The following is a 19,819-nucleotide window of genomic DNA, read 5'->3' as shown; positions in this document are numbered from 1 at the left end:
TATAAGACGTCCGGGGCCGCCGTAGTGCTCATCCAAGACGTCCGGGGCCGCCGTAGTGCTCATCCAAGACGTCCGCGGCCTCCGTAGTGCTCACCCGGCGGCCAGTCGCTCGACGAGAGCGAGGGAGTGCGCGTTGTACGCGGCGACTACGGCCTGTGCCGTGACGGGGTCGCGGCGGGCGAGGGCGTCGACGAGTTCGGTGTGCCCGGACCAGAGGCGGCCCTTGAGATCGGTGGCCCTGCGCAGGTGCTGGACCGCGCAGACCCAGGACTGCACACGCAGCCGGTGCAGGAAGTCGGTGAGGTACGGGTTGCCGTACAGGGCGCTCAGCTCGCGCCAGAAGCGCAGGTCGTAGCCGATGAGGATGTACAGGTCACCGGCCGTGGCGGAGCGCGCGGCCTCCTCGCCGCGGCGGCGCACCACGCCGAGGGCGGCGATGCGGCGGGGGTCGTCCCCGGGAGCCGTCCCGTCGCCGTTGACGAGGCGGTGGAAGATCCCGTCGGTGACGAGGCTGCGGGCCTCGATCATGCCGCGGTAGTCGTCGAGGGAGTACGCGCGGACCTCGAAGCCCCGGTGCTGGACCGCGTCCAGGAGGCCCTGGGCCGACAGGTCGACCAGGGCCTCGCGGACGGGGGTCGCGGAGACGCCGTACTGTTCGGCGATCTCCTTCACCGTGAACTCCTGTCCCGGCTGCAGTCGGCCGGCCAGCACCTCGTCGCGGAGCGCGTCCGCGATCTGCTGCCGCAGGGTGCTACGGGTAACGGCGCCATTGCCGGGCATCGTGGTCTGGATCCCCCATCCGCGTGCGGGTGCGTGTTCCTCTTCGAGCACGTCACCTTACGCGGTGGGGGACCTGTGGGAGCCTCTGCGGCTGTGGCGGAGCTGTGCGCCGTGAGGCCGTTACGCCGTGTACTCGTCGGCCACCGACAGCGCCGCGTCCAGGGCCGCGAGGCCCTCCTTCGCCTCCGCCTCGGTGATGGTGCAGGGCGGCACGACGTGCGTGCGGTTCATGTTGATGAAGGGCCACAGGCCGTGCGCCTTGGCGGCGGCGCCGAACGCGGCCATCGGCGCGTTCGCCTCACCGGCCGCGTTGTACGGCACGAGCGGCTCCCGCGTCTCGCGGTTCCTCACCAGCTCCAGCGCCCAGAACATGCCCACGCCGCGCACGTCGCCCACCGACGGGTGCCGCTCGGCCAGCGCGCGCAGCCCCGGCTCGATGACCTGCGCGCCGATGACGGCGGCGTTCGCGACGACGCCCTCCTCCGCCATCACGTTGATCGTGGCGACGGCGGCCGCGCAGGCCAGCGGGTGCCCGGAGTACGTCAGACCGCCCGGGTAGGGGCGCTTCCCGAAGGTCTCCGCGATCTTCCCGGAGATGGCGACGCCGCCGAGCGGCACATAGCCGGAGTTCACGCCCTTGGCGAAGGTCATCAGGTCGGGGGTCACCTCGAAGAGGTCCGCCGCGAACCACTCGCCGGTGCGGCCGAACCCGGCCATCACCTCGTCGAGGACGAAGACGATCCCGTACTTGTCGCACAGGTCACGGACGCCCGCGAGGTAGCCGCGCGGCGGGACCATGATCCCCGCGGTCCCGGGGATGGTCTCCAGGATGATCGCGGCGATCGTGCCGGGCCCCTCGAAGGCGATGGTCGTCTCCAGGTGCTCCAGCGCCCGCTCGCACTCCTGCTGCTCGGTCTCGGCGTAGAACCGAGAGCGGTACAGGTACGGCGCCCAGAAGTGCACCACGCCCGCCGCGCCGCTGTCGGAGGCCCAGCGGCGCGGGTCACCGGTGATGTTCACCGCCTGCTGGGTGCCGCCGTGGTAGGAGCGGTAGGCGGACAGCACCTTGGGCCGCCCCGTGTGGATCCGCGCCATGCGCACGGCGTGCTCGACCGCGTCGGCGCCGCCGTTGGTGAAGAAGATCTTGTCGAGGTCGCCCGGGGTGCGCTGGGCTATCAGCCGGGCGGCCTCCGAGCGGGACTCGACGGCGAAGGCGGGCGCGAACGTGGTCAGGGTGGCGGCCTGCTCCTGGATCGCGGCGACGACCTTCGGGTGCTGGTAGCCGATGTTGGTGAAGACGAGCCCGCTGGAGAAGTCGAGGTAGCGGTTGCCGTCGTAGTCCCAGAAGTACGACCCCTCCGCACCGGCGACGGCGAGCGGGTCGATGAGCTCCTGCGCTGACCAGGAGTGGAAGACGTGCGCACGGTCCGCGGCCTTGACGGCAGCGCCGGCCTGAGGGTCGGTCTGAGGGGTCATGCGCCAGAGGGTAGGTATCCGGAATGCGGGCATGACATGGGCGTCCTGTCTGTGGTGCGGGGCTTTCCGCGACAGGTTGTCGTGTGCCGACGCAACCGCCGGGTGCCGGAGCGCCCCCCCGAACGTGTTCGACGGGGCCCCCGGCCTGTTACGGAACCGTGGACACCGCACCGACCGACTCACCAGGGGGCGGCACTATTCTCTGGCTGTCGCACACACAGGGGGGTAGGTGACGCGGCGATGGAGAAGCTGGGGGCGGGGGATCCGCTGGGGGTCCCCCCGGGCTTTAGGCTCCGGGGAAGTATCGGGACCTATCGGCTGCTCGCGCGGCTCGGGGCCGGCGGCATGGGGAACGTGTATCTGGCCCGGTCCGACCGGGGCCGTACGGTCGCGGTGAAACTCGTCCGGCGGGAGCTGGCCGAGCTGGAGGAGTTCCGGGCCCGTTTCCGGCAGGAGGTAGAGGCGGCGCGGCAGGTCGGCGGGTACTGGACCGCCCCCGTCCTCGACGCCGACACCGAGGCCGACATCCCCTGGGTCGCCACCGGGTATGTCGCCGGACCCACCCTCCAGACCGTCGTCTCGGAGGATCACGGCGCCCTGCCCGAGCGGTCCGTCCGCGTCCTGGCCGCCGGACTCGCCCACGCCCTGAAGGACATCCACGACGCCGGGCTCATCCACCGCGACCTCAAACCCTCCAACGTCCTGATCACCATCGACGGGCCGAGGGTCATCGACTTCGGTATCGCCCGCGCCCTGGAAACGCTCACCGGCGCCGGCCTCACCCGGGCCGGGGCGCTCGTCGGATCGCCCGGGTTCATGGCGCCCGAGCAGGTGCGCGGGGACCGCATCACGCCCGCGTGCGACGTCTTCTGCCTGGGGTCCGTCCTCGCCTACGCCGCCACGGGCGTCCTTCCCTTCGGCACCTCCAACAGCGGGGTGCACGCGCTGATGTTCCGCATCGCGCAGGAGGACCCCGACCTGGACGGTACGCCGGAGGGGCTCGCCGATCTGGTGCGGGACTGCCTGCGCAAGGACCCGGCGGCCCGGCCCACACCGGCGGAGATCCTGGAACGGACCGGCGCCGAGGACACCGTCTCCGGCGGCCGGACCCGTGACCCCTGGCTGCCGGGCTCGCTGGTCGCCCAGCTCGGACGCCATGCGGTGCAGTTGCTGGATTCGGAGGATCCCGAGGAGGGGGCGGGGACGGCGGGCGCGGGGACGGACGGCTCGGTGAGTTCGGCGGGTTCCGCGGGCTCGGCCAGGGGCGCGGGCCATGGTGAGGGTGCCCCGGGGGCCCCCGTCGACTTCAGCAAGCAGTCGCCCGCGGCCGGCCCGGCAGCCCCGGCTTCCGAGGCCTCTCCCGAGCACGCCCCGGCTTCCGAGGCCTCTCCCGAGCACGCCGCCGCCCCCGACACGCCGGGCGGAGCCGCTCCGCCTCCGCCCGGCCGGCCCACCACCCTCGACCGGCTGCCCACCCAGATCGTCGGTCCCGGCCACACACCCCCGCCGGGCACCCCGCCCGCCACCCACCCCGCCTACGGGTACCCGCAGCAGCACCCGCAGCCCCCGGCGTACGGCTACCCGCACGGATCCGGAGGCTGGGGCGGCGCGCCGGCCCCGGCCCCGGGCCCCGCCTTCGGTTCCACACCGCCGTACGGACCGCCTCCGTACGGACCGACGCCCTACGGTGACCCGGGACAACAGGAGCCCCAGCGAAGGAGCGGCCGCTCCACCGCCGCGCTGATCGTCGTCGCCCTGGTCGTCGCGCTCGGCGCGGGCGGTTCGGTGTACGCGCTCATGCGGGGTGACGGGAACGGCACGGGCGGCGGCGCCGGCCCGTCGCACACCTCCGCCGCGCCGACGACCCCCGGTCCGAGCACCCCCGCGCCCTCCACCCCGGCATCCGAGAGCCCCACCTCGCAGTCGCCCCCCGCCGGTACCGTCCCCGAGGCCTACCTCGGCACCTGGACCGCCACCATCGACAACTCCACCGGGCACAGCACCCGCCGCCTGGTCATCCAGGAGGGCGGGATGGGCGACACGGTGCTCTCCCTGACGGCGGACGGCGCGGCCGACAGCGGCACCTACCACTGCGTCTTCCAGGCGAAGCTGGCCGAAAAACCCACCTCCGACGGCCCGTTGAAGGTCGGCCCGTCCACGGTCACGGCCGGCGAACCGGCCTCGTCCTGCACGCCGGGCGCGGCGACGGAACTGACGATCCTCCCGGACGGCCGGCTCAAGCGCGTGAACACGAGCAACGGCGAGTCCCTGACGTACACGAAGGAGGGCTGAAGTCCCTTAACCCACAGGCCCGTTGAACGTCACGCGAACTTCAGCGGGCGCCCCCCTGCGTGTTTCGGCCAGGGGGCCGTACCGTGACCCCACGATCGGCTCGGGGGAGTGGCGGGGGACCCACGGTGCAGTGGCTGAGCGCAGAGAACATCGTGGCCGTGGGGACCGCGGTCCTCGGTATCGTCGCGTCCGGCGTCATGGTCTGGTACGAACGCCGGGTACCGCGCCGCTGGGGGCACCTCCCACGCCCTTAAGGCAGTGGGGGAGGATCGGCTACCGCGTCCAGATGGACAACCCGATAGGCGACGACGTCCGCTCGGGCCGCGCCAACAGACGCCTCGGCCTGTTCGACGAGGCCCCGGGCATGGCGGACGCGACGCTCGTCCTCCTCCGTATCGAGAACGACGGCTCGCAGGGCATCGACCGCGACGACTACACCGGCCCCGAACGCCACGGCCTGACCGCGGTGTTCACCGACCGCACCATCCGCGGGGTGTCGGTCACCCAGCCGACCGACACCGACCACCTGATGGACCACTTCACCGCCGAGCGGGGCTTCGGCTACGAGGGCAACAAGCTGCGCATCCCGCGGGTCCCCCTCAATGGCGGCGACCACTTCAAACTGCTCGTACTGCTGTCCGGCGGTGACGTGGGACGAGAGATACGGCTCACGGGCGGTATCCGGGAAGGCGAGGTGCACCCCAACCGCAGCGCGACCCCGGACGAGAAGCAGCCCGTGTTCAGCCGGGCGTCCCGGCTGATCACCGTGCTGCTGACGGTGTGCGTGATCGCGCTGGCCACGATCGTGGTGGCGCGGGACGACACCCGCCCGCCCATGGGCTGCGAGAAGGGTGCGCTCACGGTCACCGGGTCGACGGCGTTCGAGCCCGTGATGCGTGAACTGGCGAAGAAGTACGAGAAGGACTGCCCAGGCTCCACGATCACGGTGGACGCCCACGGCAGTACGGCGGGGGTGCGCGAACTCGAGGCCATGGGCCAGGAGACGAAGAAGGGCTCCCCGCCCGTCGTCGCCCTCTCCGACGGTCCCAAGCCCGAAGGACTGCCCGAACTGCGCGAGAACCGGGTGGCGGTGTCGGTCTTCGCGCTGGTGGTGAACAAGGACATCCCGCTCACGAACCTGTCGCTCGCCGACGTACGCCGCCTCTACGCCGGCAGCATCAGGAACTGGAAGCAGCTCGGCGGCCCCGACCGTCCGGTCCTGCTGGTCAGCCGGGACGCCAACTCGGGCACCCGGCAGGTCTTCCAGCGCCATGTGCTGGGCCGCGGCGAGATCGCCAATTCATCCCTGGACTGCGTCCACAAGGACGACCCGACCGCCCCGGTCGTCCGCTGCGAACTCGACTCCACCGACCAGGTGCTGAACACGGTCGCCAAGCTGCCCGGCGCGATCGGCTACAGCGAACTCAACCTCGCCGCCGGTCATCCGGGCCTGGGCCTGCTGACGCTCGACGGCCACCGCCCGTCCGTCGAGGAGCTCGAACACGGCAGGACCGACTACCCGTACCGCGAGATCGAGTACGCCTACACCTATGGCCAGCCGCCCGCCGACTCCCTCGCCTCCAGCTTCCTCACCTACCTCAGCCGCGGCAGCGGCCAGGACGTCATCCGCACCCACGGCCATCTGCCGTGCGGAACGCCGGTGGGCCTGAAGATCTGCGGCGAGGACTGAACGCAGCGGCACCCGGCAGGCGCGGGTGCCCTGCGGGCCCCGAGTGCCGCGACCCCGCTACCGAGCCTCCGGCGGCCGCTGCCGAGGCATGTTCGGCCGAGCCCCGGTCGGTGGCGCGAACCTCCCCGGCACCGCCCCTTCCGCCCGCGGTGCCACCACCCCCGCCGACTGGATCCCCAGCGGCGCGACCCCCGTCCGGAACTCCACCATCCAGTCCGCCGTCTCGGACCGCACCAGCTCCGTCACGTCCTCCGAGAAGCGCCGCAACACCGAAAGGCACCGCTCCGCCGCCTCCCCGGCGGTCCCCTCCGTCGGCCCCAGCACCTCCCGCACGCTCTCCGACGCCCAGTCGAACTGCAGCGCCTGCAGTCGCCGCTGTACGGCCTGTGCGGTCGCCACGTCCCTTATCCACCCGGACGTCAGCCCGAAGAACCGGTCCCCGGCCATGCACGCCGCTCCCAGCAGCAGCGACAGATACGCCCACGGCGCGACCCCGCCCAGCACCCCGGTCAGATCGAGCAGCGGCAGCGCGGCCCCGCAGACGGCCCCGGCCGCCGCACCCACCCGCAGCGCCCACGCCCCACGCCGCTTCCACACCCGGTCCGCGAGATACCAGGCCGCCGTCTCCAGAGCCCTGCGCTCCACCCACTGGTACAGCTCGTCGAGCCGCTCCGCGGGCTCGCCCCAGTCGCCGTGCGGAAACGGCTGTCCCGTGAGATCGCCCGGCCGCAGCCCCGCCGTACCGTCGCCCCGCCCGTCCTGGCACGGCCCCTCGGGCTGCATCTCCGGCTGACTCACCCGGCACTCCCTACGTACGGCGACGACGCTCCGCGATGTACTGGTGACGCATGGTGCTGAGGCGCCGCACCATTCCTACCGCCCAACGGGTGGCGAGGGCTGGGCTTTCGTCGCTTTTCCGCCTGGAAGTGGGCCTTGATCAGGTGTAGGACGGCCCGCAAAGTCACTCGAAAGAGTGCCGTCGCCGTCCCAACCGGAGTCCGGATGGACTACCGGAGCGATCGTCCCGGTGACCACGTAGGCTCGTGCCAGGCGGCAAAATCCGCCCTGACAGCTGTACGAACCCTGACAGCCGTACGAAACCTGACGGCCGTACCGTACGAACCCAGGAGCTGATCGTGATTCCCGGTGGTGGCCAGCCCAACATGCAGCAGTTGCTCCAGCAGGCCCAGAAGATGCAGCAGGACCTCGCGAACGCCCAGGAGGAGCTGGCGAGGACCGAGGTCGACGGCCAGGCGGGCGGCGGCCTGGTGAAGGCCACGGTCACCGGCGCCGGCGAGCTGCGCGCCCTCGTCATCGACCCGAAGGCGGTCGACCCGGAGGACACCGAGACCCTCGCCGACCTGATCGTCGCGGCCGTCCAGGCGGCCAACGAGAACGCGCAGGCGCTCCAGCAGCAGAAGCTCGGCCCGTTGGCGCAGGGTCTGGGCGGCGGCGGCTTCCCCGGCCTGCCGTTCTGAGTCCATCCGCCCGTCCCTTCTAAGAAAGGCGAGGGCCAACTACCGTACGTACCAAGAAACCGAGCGCGGCTACGGTACGTACCGAAGCTCTTCAGGAAAGGCAGTCCGTTGTACGAAGGCGTGGTCCAGGACCTCATCGACGAGCTGGGACGGCTTCCCGGCGTCGGTCCCAAGAGCGCGCAGCGGATCGCCTTCCACATCCTGCAGGCCGAGCCGACGGACGTCCGCCGTCTTGCCCAGGCCCTGCTGGAGGTCAAGGCGAGGGTCCGCTTCTGCGCGACCTGCGGCAACGTCGCGCAGGAGGAGCTGTGCGGCATCTGCCGTGACGCTCGCCGCGACCCCTCGGTGATCTGCGTCGTGGAGGAGCCCAAGGACGTCGTGGCGATCGAGCGCACCCGCGAGTTCCGGGGCCGCTACCACGTCCTGGGCGGCGCGATCAGCCCGATCGAGGGTGTGGGCCCGGACGACCTGCGGATCAGGGAGTTGCTCGCGCGGCTGGCCGACGGCACGGTGACCGAGCTGATCCTGGCCACGGACCCGAACCTGGAGGGCGAGGCCACGGCCACGTACCTCGCCCGCATGATCAAACCCATGGGCCTCAAGGTCACCCGCCTGGCCAGCGGCCTCCCGGTGGGTGGCGACCTGGAATACGCGGACGAGGTCACCCTCGGCCGCGCCTTCGAGGGGAGACGACTCCTAGATGTCTGACGCCACGCTGCACTCCACGACGCAGGACCCGGACGACTTCGCGGTCCAGATCGCGGACCAGATCGAGAGCTTCCTGGTCGCCGTCACGGAGGTCGCGAAGGGCGACGAGCCGGACTCGGCCGTCCCCTTCCTTCTGCTGGAGGTCTCCCAGCTCCTCCTGGCGGGCGGCCGTCTCGGCGCGCACGAGGACATCGTGCCGGAGGAGCGCTACGAGCCGGACCCCGGCCCGGAACCGGACGTGGACGAACTGCGGGAACGACTCGCCACCATGCTGGACCCGGTCGACGTCTACTCCGAGGTCTTCGACCCGTACGAGCCGCGCAAGGCTCCGGTCCCGGCCCGTATCTCCGACGACCTGGCGGACGTCATCACGGACCTGCGCCACGGCATGGCCCACTACCGCGCGGGGCGCACCACGGAGGCCCTGTGGTGGTGGCAGTTCTCGTACTTCTCCAACTGGGGCTCGACCGCGTCCGCCACGCTGCGCGCCCTCCAGTCCCTGGTCGCGCACGTCCGCCTGAACCAGCCCCTGGAGGAGCTCGACGGCCTCGACACCGACCAGGGCGTCGGCGACGACACCCTCGAATTCGAGGCCGGCAAGGTGATGGCCCAGGAGATCGCGGGCCCGCTGGGTCTGCGCCCGGTCAAGTAAGCCCGGCGAGCCCTTTCCCGAGGGTGCTCAGGCCTCCGGCGAGCGCGAGCAGCAGTACGAGGACCCGGGCGCGCCTGTCGGGCACGCGCCCGGCGAGGGCCCGGCCGACCAGCGCGCCGACGGTCAGGGCGGCGACGGCGAGGGCCCACACGGGCGGGGCGAGCCGTGGCACGCCATTGGACGCGACGGACACGGCGTTGACCACGACCCCGTAGAACTGCGCGTTGGGCACGAACTCCCGCACGCTCCACTCGGCGTTGAGGGCGTAGAGGGAGACGGGCGGTCCTCCGACCCCGGCGGCGGAGTTCATGAACCCGCCCAGGCCTCCGGCGACGACGGCACCCGAGCCGCCGCGCAGCGCGTGCACCCGTACGCCACGCATCACGAGCACCACGGCCACGGTCACCAGCGCACCCATGCAGGCCAGCAGCGCGGGCGCCGGCAGCTGCCGGGCCACCCACGTCCCGGCGGGCACGGTGATCACGGCGGCGACGCACAACGGCACCATCACCGTCACCCGCACCCGCCGCCACCCGTCGGCGATCCCGACGACGCTGATGGCCCCGGCGGCGCAGTTGGCGAGCACGACGCCCTCGGCGGGCCCGAGCAACAGCACCAGCGCGGGCACGGCGACGAGCGCGAATCCCATCCCGGTGAGCCACTGCACACACCCGCCGAGCAGCACGATCCCGGCCAGCAGCACGTCTGACGCCCACCCACTCGTCACAACTCGCCATCCTCGCCGCAAGGACGGGCACGATCAATGGCGCTGCGCCTTGTCGAGGAACAACTCGCCAGGGCCGTGGGCGCGTTGGGTGTCCAGCCTTATGAGCCGGAGAGTGAAATCCCCATCGCCCTCCGTGCTTTGTACGATCCCTGTCCGAGCGCGGCGGCAAGTGGCTGATCGTCAACCACCACTCCTCGGCGATGCCCGAGGGCTGAGGGGCAACCGCCTCCCGTCAGCCGCTACTTCGGTGGGAGGCGCGAAGCGTGACCGCCACGCACAACCCGCCCCCGGGCGCGTCCCGCAGCGCCACGGTACCGCCGTCGTCCGTCACCAGCTGTTTGACGACGGCGAGGCCGAGGCCGGAGCCGGAGCGCCCGGTGAGGCCCTGACCGCGCCAGAAGCGGTCGAACGCGCGGGACTTCTCTGCGTCCGTCATGCCGGACCCTCGTCCAGGACCGACAGCACCACCTCGTCGCCCCGCGGTTCCACCAGGACGGTGATCGTGCCGCCGTCCGGTGACACCTCCAGGGCGTTCGACAGCACATTGTCCAGGACCTGGTCCAGATGGCCTGGGCCGGCCTGCACCAGCAGCCGGTCGTCGACACTCCCCCTGAGCGCGATGGTGACTCCGCGCTCGTCGGCGGCCGGCCTCCACACCGCAAGGCGTTCTCCGAGCAGTTCGCGCAGCGGCAGCGGTTCCGCCGCCGTGACCTTCGCCTCCGCGCGCGCCAGTACCAGCAGGCCGTTCACCAGGCGGCTCATCCGCACCACCTCGGCCGTCGCCTGCTCCACGTCCTCCCGTACGAACTCGTCGTCCACGCCGTCCGCGATGTTGTCCAGGGACAGACGGAGAGCGGTGAGCGGGGTCTTCAGCTGGTGCGACGCGTCCGCGACGAAGACGCGCTGCGACGCGATCAGGGTGTCGAGGCGCTCCCCGGCCTGGTTGAGCGTGCGCGCGAGGGTCTGTGTCTCCGACGGGCCCTCCACCGGCGAGCGGGCCGTCAGATCGCCGTCGCTGAACCGGCTCGCCATGGCGTTGAGCTGTCGGAGGGGGCGGGTCAGCCGCCGGGCGACCAGTGCGCCGAGCCCGGCCGCCACGGCCAGCACGCCCACCGCGAGGACCGCGCGGAAGCCCCAGATCTGCCACAGCCGACGGGTGAGGTCCCGGGTGGGGTACGTGATCCGGACGGCGCCGACGGTGTGCCCGTCGGCCGCCTTCGCCGGGACCGTCACCTGCAGGGCACCGTCGCCCCAGTGGTCCGTGATCCCGGCGGGCGTGCTGGCCGCGCCGGAGCGATTCGGCGACCGGCTCATCGTCTTCCACCAGGAGTACGCGCACCGTCGCACCCTAATCCTTGAAACTTAATTCACAGGCTTTTCCTGTGACGCGCGGCACGTTTTCGAGTAGGGGGGCCGTGCCGGGGCAGATGCGGTGCTGGAGTGGCCGGAGTTACCTCGTCGTACGGTGCCGTACGTCCGAAGAAAACCGGGGTGAACCCGGGGTGAGCGGGACATCTCACCATGCGGTATCCCGGAAGGGAATTTCGGCCGCTCGATAGACTGAGCCGACCGCACTGCACATGCGCAGGTGCGGAAAGAGACGGACTGAGCGAGGAGCGCACGTGGGCCTTGTCGTGCAGAAGTACGGAGGCTCCTCCGTAGCCGATGCCGAGGGCATCAAGCGCGTCGCCAAGCGAATCGTGGAAGCGAAGAAGAACGGCAACCAGGTGGTTGTCGTCGTTTCCGCGATGGGCGACACGACGGACGAGCTGATCGATCTCGCCGAGCAGGTTTCTCCGATGCCTGCCGGGCGTGAGTTCGACATGCTGCTGACCGCCGGAGAGCGGATCTCCATGGCACTGCTGGCCATGGCGATCAAAAACCTGGGCCACGAGGCCCAGAGCTTCACCGGCAGCCAGGCAGGCGTCATCACCGACTCGGTCCACAACAAAGCCCGGATCATCGACGTCACGCCGGGGCGCATCCGCACCGCGCTGGACGAGGGCAACATCGCCATCGTCGCCGGGTTCCAGGGCGTCAGCCAGGACAAGAAGGACATCACGACCCTGGGGCGTGGTGGCTCCGACACGACCGCCGTGGCGCTGGCCGCCGCCCTCGACGCCGAGGTGTGCGAGATCTACACCGATGTCGATGGTGTGTTCACCGCCGACCCGCGTGTGGTGAAGAAGGCCCGGAAGATCGACTGGATCTCCTTCGAGGACATGCTGGAGCTGGCCGCGTCCGGGTCCAAGGTGCTGCTCCACCGCTGTGTGGAGTACGCGCGCCGCTACAACATCCCGATCCACGTCCGCTCCTCGTTCAGCGGGCTGCAGGGCACGTGGGTCAGCAGTGAGCCAGTCGTTCAAAAGACACAGCAGCAAGGGGACAAGAAGGTGGAGCAGGCCATCATCTCCGGTGTCGCGCACGACACCTCCGAGGCCAAGATCACGGTCGTCGGCGTGCCGGACAAGCCGGGCGAGGCCGCCTCGATCTTCCGCGCCATCGCCGACGCGCAGATCAACATCGACATGGTCGTGCAGAACGTGTCGGCCGCGTCGACCGGCCTCACGGACATCTCCTTCACGCTCCCCAAGACCGAGGGGCGCAAGGCGATCGACGCCCTGGAGAAGAACAAGTCCGCGATCGGCTTCGACTCGCTGCGCTACGACGACCAGATCGGAAAGATCTCGCTCGTCGGCGCCGGCATGAAGACGAACCCGGGTGTCACGGCGTCCTTCTTCGAGGCGCTGAGCGACGCGGGCGTGAACATCGAGCTGATCTCGACCTCCGAGATCCGTATCTCGGTCGTGACGCGCGCGGACGACGTGCCGGAAGCGGTACGGGCGGTGCACACCGCGTTCGGCCTGGACTCCGAGAGCGACGAGGCCGTCGTCTACGGAGGCACCGGGCGATGACCGGCCTCCCCTGCGGGGGCGCGGAGCGTACGCAGCCGACGGGCCGCCCCGACGGTGGCCCGGGGCGTACGCGGTTGGTCCGTCCCCTGCTCGGGGGCGCGGGCCGTGCGGAGCGCCGATGACGGCGCGGACCGGGAGGCCGACGCTCGCGGTCGTGGGAGCGACCGGGGCCGTCGGCACGGTCATGCTCCAGATCCTGTCCCAGCACGCGGACATCTGGGGCGAGATCCGTCTGATCGCCTCGCAGCGCTCGGCCGGCCGCAAGCTGGCCGTGCGCGGCGAGGAGGTCGAGGTCGTGGCGCTGAGCGAGGAGGCACTGTCCGGCGTCGACGTGGCGATGTTCGACGTACCGGACGAGGTCGCCGCGCGCTGGGCGCCTGTCGCTGCCGCCCGGGGTGCGGTCGTGGTGGACAACTCGGGTGCGTTCCGGATGGACCCCGATGTCCCCCTGGTCGTGCCGGAGGTCAATCCGCATGCCGCCCGGGTGCGTCCGCGCGGCATCATCGCCAACCCCAACTGCACGACCCTCTCGATGATCGTGGCCCTCGGCGCGCTGCACGCCGAGTTCGGGCTGCGCGAGCTGGTCGTCTCCTCGTACCAGGCCGTGAGCGGCGCGGGACGTGCCGGCATCGACACGCTGCGGCAGCAGCTGTCACTGGTCGCGGGCACGGAGCTGGGCACGCACCCCGGTGACGTACGGCGCGCGGTGGGTGACAACACGGGGCCCTTCCCGGAGCCGGTCGCGCTGAACGTCGTGCCGTGGGCCGGGTCGCTGCGCGAGGACGGGTGGTCCTCGGAGGAGATGAAGGTCCGCGACGAGTCCCGCAAGATCCTGGGGCTGCCGGAGCTGCGCGTCGCCGTCACATGTGTACGCGTGCCGGTGATCACGACGCACTCGCTGACCGTCCACGCGCGATTCGAGGGCGAGGTCACGGTCGGCCACGCCCGCGAGATCCTCGACACCGCGCCCGGCGTCGTCCTCTTCGACAACCCGGCGGCGGGCGAGTTCCCCACGCCCGCGGACGTCGTGGGCACGGATCCGACCTGGGTGGGCCGGGTGCGCCGCGCGCTCGACGATCCGACCGCGCTCGAACTGTTCGTGTGCGGGGACAATCTGCGCAAGGGCGCGGCGCTGAACACGGCCCAGATCGCGGAGTTGGTGGCGGGGGAGCTCGGGGCGGCGTAGGGCCGGGCCTCGGCGGTACCGCGACGCAGAAGTTCCCCGAGTGGCGCGCACACACTCTTCGGTGGCGCGCGCGCACTCTTCGGTGGGGCGCGCACGTTCTTCGGTGGCGCGCGCGCACTCTTCGGTGGGGCGCGCACGTTCTTCGGTGGCGCGTGCACGTTCTTCGGTGGGGCGTGCACGCTCTTCGGTGGCGCGTGCACGCTCATCGCGGTGCGCACATGTTCTTCGGCGGTTGGTGCCCGTGGCCGGTAATCCGTCCGGTGGTTGGCTGAAACGTTTGTAGGATCTATCTCGGTCCCGTGGATCGATCGTGGTCCGGACCACTTGAATCGAAGCGTCTCGGCGTTCGAAGATTTCACTCCCCGCCCTCGCAACCACGCGAAGGGCGGGGAGCGTCTTTGCGGTCGCCCTTCGGGGGGCTGGGCACCACCACACACGGGGCACAAGGGAAGAGCTGGTATGCATGAGGGCACTTGACGCACGGTCCGGTGCGCTGGGGGGCGCACGACAGGACGTGCAGACGGATGCGCTGCCTGACGCAAACGTGATGCCTGCCGCGTACAACCCTCACGCGGGCAGACGTGTCCAACTGGCGTGGCAGAGGTACTCGAATTCACCGCGGTGCAGACAAGGAGCGCGTCCCTTCGTCCGCCCCGACGCCCCCGCATGCCCGGCGCGCCCGGCGGCATGCCGGTGATCGCACCCATGCCCGCAGCGCGGCCCGCCCGCATACCGAACCAGCGCGAGGGCGCTGAGGAGATGGCCGCCGGCACCACGGTCGACCATCTCACCGAGACCTACCGCACCCACTACCGCTCCCTCCTGGGCCTTGCGGCGCTCCTCCTCGACGACACCGCGTCCTGCGAGGACGTCGTCCAGGAGGCGTTCATCCGCGTCCACTCGGCGCGCAAACGCGTGCGCGACCCGGAGAAGACGCTCGCCTACCTCCGTCAGACCGTCGTCAATCTTTCGCGCTCGGCGCTGCGCCGCCGCATCCTCGGTCTGAAGCTGCTCTCGAAGCCGATGCCGGACATGGCGAGCGCGGAGGAGGGCGCGTACGACCAGCTGGAGCGCGACTCGCTGATCAGGGCCATGAAGGGCCTGCAGCGCCGCCAGCGCGAGGTCCTGGTGCTGCGCTACTTCGCGGACATGACCGAGGCCCAGGTCGCGGAGACACTGGGTATTTCGCTGGGGTCGGTGAAGGCGTACGGTTCGCGCGGTATCGCGGCGCTCCGTAACGCCATGGGGGCACCGGCATGAGCGAGTACGACGAGCGGCGCGCCGCCTCCTGGGGGCGCGACTCCCACGAACAACACGAGCCCTACGAGTGGCACGAGCCGACGGACCGGCCGGGGCCCCACGAGGACGACCACGAGCACCATGCTGGGAACGGAACTGTGAACCACCGCCCCGACGACCAGGGCCGACACGAAGCCGGACCGGACCGTGCCGTTCCCGACGCGGGCGGCGACGGCTCCGGTGCCGCCGACGGCCTCGGTGCGGGTCGCGATCGGCTCGTGGCGGCGCTCGAGTCGCTCGGCCGGAGTGGTTCCGGGACCAGTGGGGACGGTGCGGAGCCCGGGCAGCCAGGGGATGTGCCCGGCGAGCCCGAGGCGGCGCCGGAAGGGCTCGATCCGGACGAACTGGCCCTGCGCGGGATGCTCCACCAGGCGGTGCGCGACATCGAGCCCCGCGACGGCACCCTGGATCATCTGCGCCGCGCGGTGCCCGCCCGGCGGGCCCGTAAGCGGCAGGCCGTGGTCGGTATGGCGGCCGCCGCGCTGTTCATCGGCACGGCGATCCCGGCCCTCGTCCATGTCTCGAACGCCACCGGCTCCGATGCCGACCCGTCCATCGCCGGCCAGGCCTCCGAGGCCCAGGGCGGCACAAGCCAGGGCAAGGGCCCGGACGGCGGTTCCAGCGGCTCGGCCGGGTCCTCCGGAACGTCCAAGGGCAAGGACAAGGAAGACCAGAAGGGCAAGCAGGGCAAGGGCAAGGGCGCGACCGCCGGGGCCACCGACGGGGCCAACCCGACCGCCTCCGCACAGAGCGCACCCACGTGTACGGCCTCCGAGCTCGGCAGGGCGACCGCCACCGCGGGCTCGCCGGACTCCACCGGCACGGTCTACGGCTCGTTCCGCGTCACCAACGTCTCCACCACGAGCTGTACGGTCACGAGCAGCGGCAGCGTCTCCACGGTCGCCCAGGGCGCGGCGGACTCGTCCAAGATCAGCGTGGTGAACCACATCGCGGGCGACGCGGCCACCGGCCTGCCCGATCCCTCCCAGGAGGTCACCTCGCTGGTCCTGAAGCCCGGGGCGGCCTACGAGGTCAAGTTCGCCTGGGTCCCGTCGCAGACCTGCCCCACCACGGGCGGCACCACCAGTGGCGGCGGTGCGTCCCCGGACCCGACGCCCACGGGGACCGCGAGCGCGAGCGGCGGCACGACCACGACGCAGAGCGGCGGCACATCACCGCAGATGGCGACGGAGGACGGCGTGGCCGCCGGCAGCGTGGTGGTCTCCCATGCCACGGACACCGGGTCCGCGACCTCCGCGACAACCGTCCCCAACGCATGCGCCGGCACCGTCTACCGCACAGGGATGCTGCCCGCATCCTGAACCGGCGCACGACCGGACCTCGCCTCACACCGGGTCGGGACTGCCGGGACTCAGGTCTGTCCGGGCCCCGGGTGCGTGCAGGCTTCGGGTGCGTCCGGCCCCAGAGACCGGACCCGGAGGGCCGGTCAGGCCTCGGGTGCGTGCAGGCCTCGGGTGCGTGCAGGCCTCGGGTGCGTGCAGGCTTCGAGTGCGTCCGGGCCCCGGGACTGGACCCGGAGGGCCGGTCAGGCCTCGGGACCGGGCCCGGGAGCCGGGGCCCCGGCAGCCGCCGTCGCCGCCGTCTCCGCGCCGCTCCCGGCCTCCGCGCCGGAGTCCGTCCCCTCCGTCACCAGCCCCAGTTCCGCGTCCCGGGCGTACTCGACCTCGCGCCGCAGCAGCCGGAACCACATGAAGACCGTGAAGCCCGCGAAGACGAACCACTCGCCGGTGTAGCCCAGGTTCTGGAACGCCTTCAGATCCAGCCCGCTTCCCTGGGGCGCCGTCGCCGGTACCGCCTTCATCCCGCTGTCGGCCCTGTCGAGGGTGACCCACGCGTCGTACACGTCGTACGGCACCAGGTTCACCAGCGTTGCCGAGCTGATCGCCGCGGTCTGGCCGGCCGGCAGCCCGCCGCCCGTGCCCACCCCCTTCGCCCCCGGGCTCTCCGACGCCTGCAGCGCACCCGTGACGGTGACCTCGCCGGTCGGCGCGGCCGGCGCCTTCGCGGGGTCCGCGTCACCCGGCAGCCAGCCCCGCACGACCGGCAGCGCCTTGCCGCCGTCGGTCCGCAGCATGGTCAGCACGTAGAACCCGCGCTTGCCGTCCAGCTCCCGGTCCGGCACCAGCAACTGCTTCCCGTACCGCCCGGTGGCGGTGGCCCGCTTCCCGGACGTCTTCTGGTCCACCGGCAGCAGCTCGGCCAGCGGCCGGGCGGCCTCCTTCCGGTCGGTGGCGGCCTGCTCGGTCGCCGTCCGGTGGTCCTGCACCCGGGCCTCGAACCGGCTCAACTGCCATGACCCCATGAAGATGCAGAAGGGGATGGCCAGCAGCACGAAGACGTTGATCCCCCACCAGCGGGGCGTCAGCAGAAACCGGTACACGCCCTCAACGGTACGGTGCCGCCCCTGCGGACCCGCCCGTGGGGCCCGGGGTCCCGGGGTACGGGGCACACGCGCATGCCCCGTACGCCGGCCCGGCACCTCTCACCTCCCCAGATGCCGCTCCGCGAACTCCAGCTCCAACCGCACCTGCTTGATCCGCTCGTCGACCACCAGCGAGCCGTGCCCCGCGTCGTACCGGTACACCTCGTGCACCGCCTCCCGCGCGGCCAGCCGGTCCACATAGTTCTCGACCTGGCGGATCGGGCACCGCGGGTCGTTCACCCCCGCCGAGATGTACACCGGAGCCTTCACCGCGTCGACGTACGTCAGCGGCGACGACGCCTCGAACCGCTCCGGCACCTCCTCGGGCGTGCCCCCGAGCAGCGTCCGGTCCATCGCCTTCAGCGCCTCCATCTCGTCGTGGTACGCGGTGACGTAGTCCGCGACCGGCACCGCCGCGATCCCGATCGTCCAGGCGTCCGGCTGGGTGCCGAGCCCGAGCAGCGTCAGGTACCCGCCCCACGAACCGCCCGTCAGGACGATCCGGTCCGGATCCGCGAGCCCGGACGACACGGCCCATTCCCGCACCGCCGCGATGTCCTCCAGCTCGATCAGCCCGACCCGGTGCTTGAGCGCATCGGTCCACTCGCGCCCGTATCCCGTGGAGCCCCGGTAGTTGACCCGCACCACCGCGTACCCGTGGTCCACCCAGGCCGCCGGGCCCGCCGCGAACGAGTCGCTGTCGTGCCAGGTCGGACCGCCGTGGATGTCGAAGACCGTCGGCAGCGGCCCTCCGGACCCCCACGCCCCCGCCGGCTTCTGCACCAGTGCGTGGATGCGGCCGCCCGGCCCCTGAACCCACACGTCCTCCACCGGCACCGACCCCGGCGACTTCATCCCCGGCGGATCCAGCACGACCCCGCCGGACGTGGACCGCACCACGGGCGGCTCGGCCGCCGACGACCACAGGTACTCCACGGTCCCGTCGGGCCGGGCGGTCGCTCCCGACACCGTGCCCGGCGGCGTCGGCACCCGCACCAGCTCGCGCGTCGCCAGGTCGTAGCGGAACAGTTCGCTGCGGGCCTCGAAACTGTGCACGATCAGCAGCGCGGAGCCGTCCGGGTACCACTCCGCCGCCACGTCGCCCGGCAGCTCCAGCGCCAGGTCCGTCTCCTCGCCCGAGGCGACGTCCCACACCAGCGGCTCCCACCGGCCGCGCCGCTGGTGTCCGATGAGCAGCCGTGTGTCCGCGTCGACCGGTGCGAAGCCCAGCACCTCCAGGCCCAGTTCGACCGTGCCGCCCTTGGTGTCGTCCAGCTCCGCCACCGTCGAACCGTCCGGCCGCAGCACGCGCAGCGCCGAGTGCATCGCGTCGCCGTGCTCGGTGTGCTCGATCGCGATCAGCGAGCCGTCGCGCGACAGGTCGCCCACCCCGGCCGACTCGCGGTGCCGGTAGATCTCCGCCGGGTCCTGGCCGGCCCGTACGAGATGGATCGTCGAACCGTCCTGGTCGGTCGATCTGCCCACGACGGCCGTCCGCCCGTCCCGCCCGATCGCGAGCCCGGCCGGATAGGACGGCTCGAGTCCGGGAGCGGCGGGCTCGTCGGTACCGGTGTCGGCACCGGAGGCGTCGCTGTCTTCCGTGTCGGGTGCGAACCGCTGACGTCTCCAGATCCCGAACTCGTCCCCGTCCGTGTCGTCGAACCACCAGATCCACTCGCCGTCCGGCGAGACCACGCCGTCCGTCGTGCCGTTCGGCCGGTCCGTGACCTGGCGCTGCCCGCCCGTGGTGCGGTCCCACGCATACAGCTCGTATGTCCCCGTCGCGTTGGAGACGAACAGCGAGCGGTGCGGCGCGTCCTCCGCCCAGTCCGGCAGCGAAACCCGCGGCGCCCGGAAGCGCTTCTCCCAGTCCGGCATGTCCCCGCCGCGCTCCGGCGAGGTGGACCCGTTGCTCTCAGTCATGGCCCCATAGTGCCTGGCCCGGTCGACTTTCCGCGGCGGAGGTCCCCAGGCTGTGGATAACTCACAGACAGAACGCTTTGACCAGGCACGATTCCGGCGCGGCACGGCCGGCAGCGGTAGAGGAGGGCTCCGGCCGACGGGGACTTCACCTCCCCGCAGCCGCGGGTGCGCGGATCGAGTTCCGGGCTCGGGTGCCCGGTGCGGGGGAGCAGGGCCTGAGATCCGGCACAAAAGCGCGGTCTGCGCAGGT

14 protein-coding genes and 2 pseudogenes are annotated in these 19,819 nt (G+C 71.6%); 9 read left to right on the top strand and 7 right to left on the bottom strand.

Translation table 11 applies throughout. The features are described from left to right. Nucleotides 1-90: 90 nt before the first annotated feature. Both ABT186_RS14350 and ABT186_RS14345 read right to left on the bottom strand, forming a co-directional pair. Entirely contained in the window at nt 91-780 is a 690-nt protein-coding gene (locus ABT186_RS14350) for a GntR family transcriptional regulator (protein ID WP_351223137.1), read from the bottom strand. Nucleotides 781-900: 120 nt separating this feature from the next. Next, nucleotides 901-2,256, bottom strand: coding sequence for an aspartate aminotransferase family protein (locus ABT186_RS14345; RefSeq protein ID WP_351223097.1), 1,356 nt, complete (start codon nt 2,254-2,256; stop codon nt 901-903). A 240-nt stretch (nt 2,257-2,496) separates the two neighbouring features. Between ABT186_RS14345 and ABT186_RS14340 the strand changes: the two genes are divergently transcribed. Beyond that, entirely contained in the window at nt 2,497-4,548 is a 2,052-nt protein-coding gene (locus tag ABT186_RS14340; protein ID WP_351925234.1) for a serine/threonine-protein kinase, read from the top strand. A 125-nt stretch (nt 4,549-4,673) separates the two neighbouring features. Further along, nucleotides 4,674-6,238: pseudogene (locus ABT186_RS14335) on the top strand (substrate-binding domain-containing protein). A 57-nt stretch (nt 6,239-6,295) separates the two neighbouring features. On the opposite strand, the gene ABT186_RS14330 reads toward ABT186_RS14335, so the two are convergent. After that, nucleotides 6,296-7,036 carry an SLATT domain-containing protein gene (locus ABT186_RS14330; protein WP_351223101.1) on the bottom strand — a complete coding sequence of 247 codons (741 nt, stop codon included), beginning with the start codon at nt 7,034-7,036 and terminating at the stop codon, nt 6,296-6,298. Nucleotides 7,037-7,374: 338 nt separating this feature from the next. On the opposite strand from ABT186_RS14330, the gene ABT186_RS14325 reads away from it, so the two are divergent. From ABT186_RS14325 to ABT186_RS14315, 3 genes are all read left to right on the top strand, one after another. Beyond that, a complete protein-coding gene (locus ABT186_RS14325) occupies nt 7,375-7,716 on the top strand; it encodes a YbaB/EbfC family nucleoid-associated protein (RefSeq protein WP_351223103.1) in 342 nt (113 codons plus the stop codon). A 108-nt stretch (nt 7,717-7,824) separates the two neighbouring features. After that, complete coding sequence (gene recR / locus ABT186_RS14320) at nt 7,825-8,424, top strand: recombination mediator RecR (protein ID WP_351223105.1); 600 nt, start codon at nt 7,825-7,827, stop codon at nt 8,422-8,424. Further along, nucleotides 8,417-9,076, top strand: a complete 660-nt coding sequence (locus ABT186_RS14315; RefSeq protein WP_351223107.1) for a DUF5063 domain-containing protein — start codon at nt 8,417-8,419, stop codon at nt 9,074-9,076. The genes recR and ABT186_RS14315 overlap by 8 nt, the downstream gene beginning before the upstream one ends. Here ABT186_RS14315 and ABT186_RS14310 read toward each other — a convergent pair. Beyond that, on the bottom strand, nt 9,069-9,803 hold the full coding sequence (locus tag ABT186_RS14310; protein WP_351925232.1) for a TSUP family transporter: 735 nt from the start codon (nt 9,801-9,803) through the stop codon (nt 9,069-9,071). The two genes, ABT186_RS14315 and ABT186_RS14310, sit on opposite strands and share 8 nt — an antisense overlap. 232 nt (nt 9,804-10,035) lie before the next feature. Continuing rightward, nucleotides 10,036-11,057, bottom strand: a pseudogene (locus ABT186_RS14305) (sensor histidine kinase); the annotation flags it as partial. Between the two features lie 368 nt (nt 11,058-11,425). Here ABT186_RS14305 and ABT186_RS14300 point away from each other — a divergent pair. The 4 genes from ABT186_RS14300 to ABT186_RS14285 all read left to right on the top strand — a co-directional run bounded on the left by ABT186_RS14300 (nt 11,426) and on the right by ABT186_RS14285 (nt 16,525). Continuing rightward, nucleotides 11,426-12,718, top strand: a complete 1,293-nt coding sequence (locus ABT186_RS14300; protein ID WP_351223109.1) for an aspartate kinase — start codon at nt 11,426-11,428, stop codon at nt 12,716-12,718. 118 nt (nt 12,719-12,836) lie between these two features. Continuing rightward, nucleotides 12,837-13,904, top strand: coding sequence for an aspartate-semialdehyde dehydrogenase (locus ABT186_RS14295; RefSeq protein ID WP_351925230.1), 1,068 nt, complete (start codon nt 12,837-12,839; stop codon nt 13,902-13,904). Between the two features lie 666 nt (nt 13,905-14,570). Further along, entirely contained in the window at nt 14,571-15,164 is a 594-nt protein-coding gene (locus tag ABT186_RS14290; RefSeq protein WP_351223113.1) for a SigE family RNA polymerase sigma factor, read from the top strand. Then, nucleotides 15,161-16,525: a hypothetical protein gene (locus tag ABT186_RS14285; protein WP_351223115.1), complete on the top strand. Its 1,365-nt coding sequence runs from the start codon at nt 15,161-15,163 to the stop codon at nt 16,523-16,525. Before ABT186_RS14290 ends, ABT186_RS14285 begins: the two co-directional genes overlap by 4 nt. Nucleotides 16,526-16,749: 224 nt before the next feature. Here the strand turns inward: ABT186_RS14285 and ABT186_RS14280 are convergent, their stop codons facing one another. Then, on the bottom strand, nt 16,750-17,604 hold the full coding sequence (locus ABT186_RS14280) for an SURF1 family protein (protein ID WP_351925228.1): 855 nt from the start codon (nt 17,602-17,604) through the stop codon (nt 16,750-16,752). Nucleotides 17,605-17,706: 102 nt separating this feature from the next. Further along, nucleotides 17,707-19,569 carry a S9 family peptidase gene (locus ABT186_RS14275; protein WP_351223119.1) on the bottom strand — a complete coding sequence of 621 codons (1,863 nt, stop codon included), beginning with the start codon at nt 19,567-19,569 and terminating at the stop codon, nt 17,707-17,709. Between the last annotated feature and the right edge of the window lie 250 nt (nt 19,570-19,819).

The organism is Streptomyces sp. NPDC001634 (genome assembly GCF_040298185.1).
GTDB lineage: Bacteria > Actinomycetota > Actinomycetes > Streptomycetales > Streptomycetaceae > Streptomyces.
The sequence above is the reverse complement of the archived record's forward strand: the minus strand, read 5'-3'. Positions and strand labels throughout refer to the sequence as shown.

Coding starts and splice junctions, on each gene's coding strand:
- ABT186_RS14350 (WP_351223137.1), bottom strand. CDS start 780: ATGCCCGGCAATGGCGCCGTTACCCGTAGCACCCTGCGGCAGCAGATC.
- ABT186_RS14345 (WP_351223097.1), bottom strand. CDS start 2,256: ATGACCCCTCAGACCGACCCTCAGGCCGGCGCTGCCGTCAAGGCCGCG.
- ABT186_RS14340 (WP_351925234.1), top strand. CDS start 2,497: ATGGAGAAGCTGGGGGCGGGGGATCCGCTGGGGGTCCCCCCGGGCTTT.
- ABT186_RS14315 (WP_351223107.1), top strand. CDS start 8,417: ATGTCTGACGCCACGCTGCACTCCACGACGCAGGACCCGGACGACTTC.
- ABT186_RS14295 (WP_351925230.1), top strand. CDS start 12,837: ATGACGGCGCGGACCGGGAGGCCGACGCTCGCGGTCGTGGGAGCGACC.
- ABT186_RS14290 (WP_351223113.1), top strand. CDS start 14,571: ATGCCCGGCGCGCCCGGCGGCATGCCGGTGATCGCACCCATGCCCGCA.
- ABT186_RS14285 (WP_351223115.1), top strand. CDS start 15,161: ATGAGCGAGTACGACGAGCGGCGCGCCGCCTCCTGGGGGCGCGACTCC.
- ABT186_RS14275 (WP_351223119.1), bottom strand. CDS start 19,569: ATGACTGAGAGCAACGGGTCCACCTCGCCGGAGCGCGGCGGGGACATG.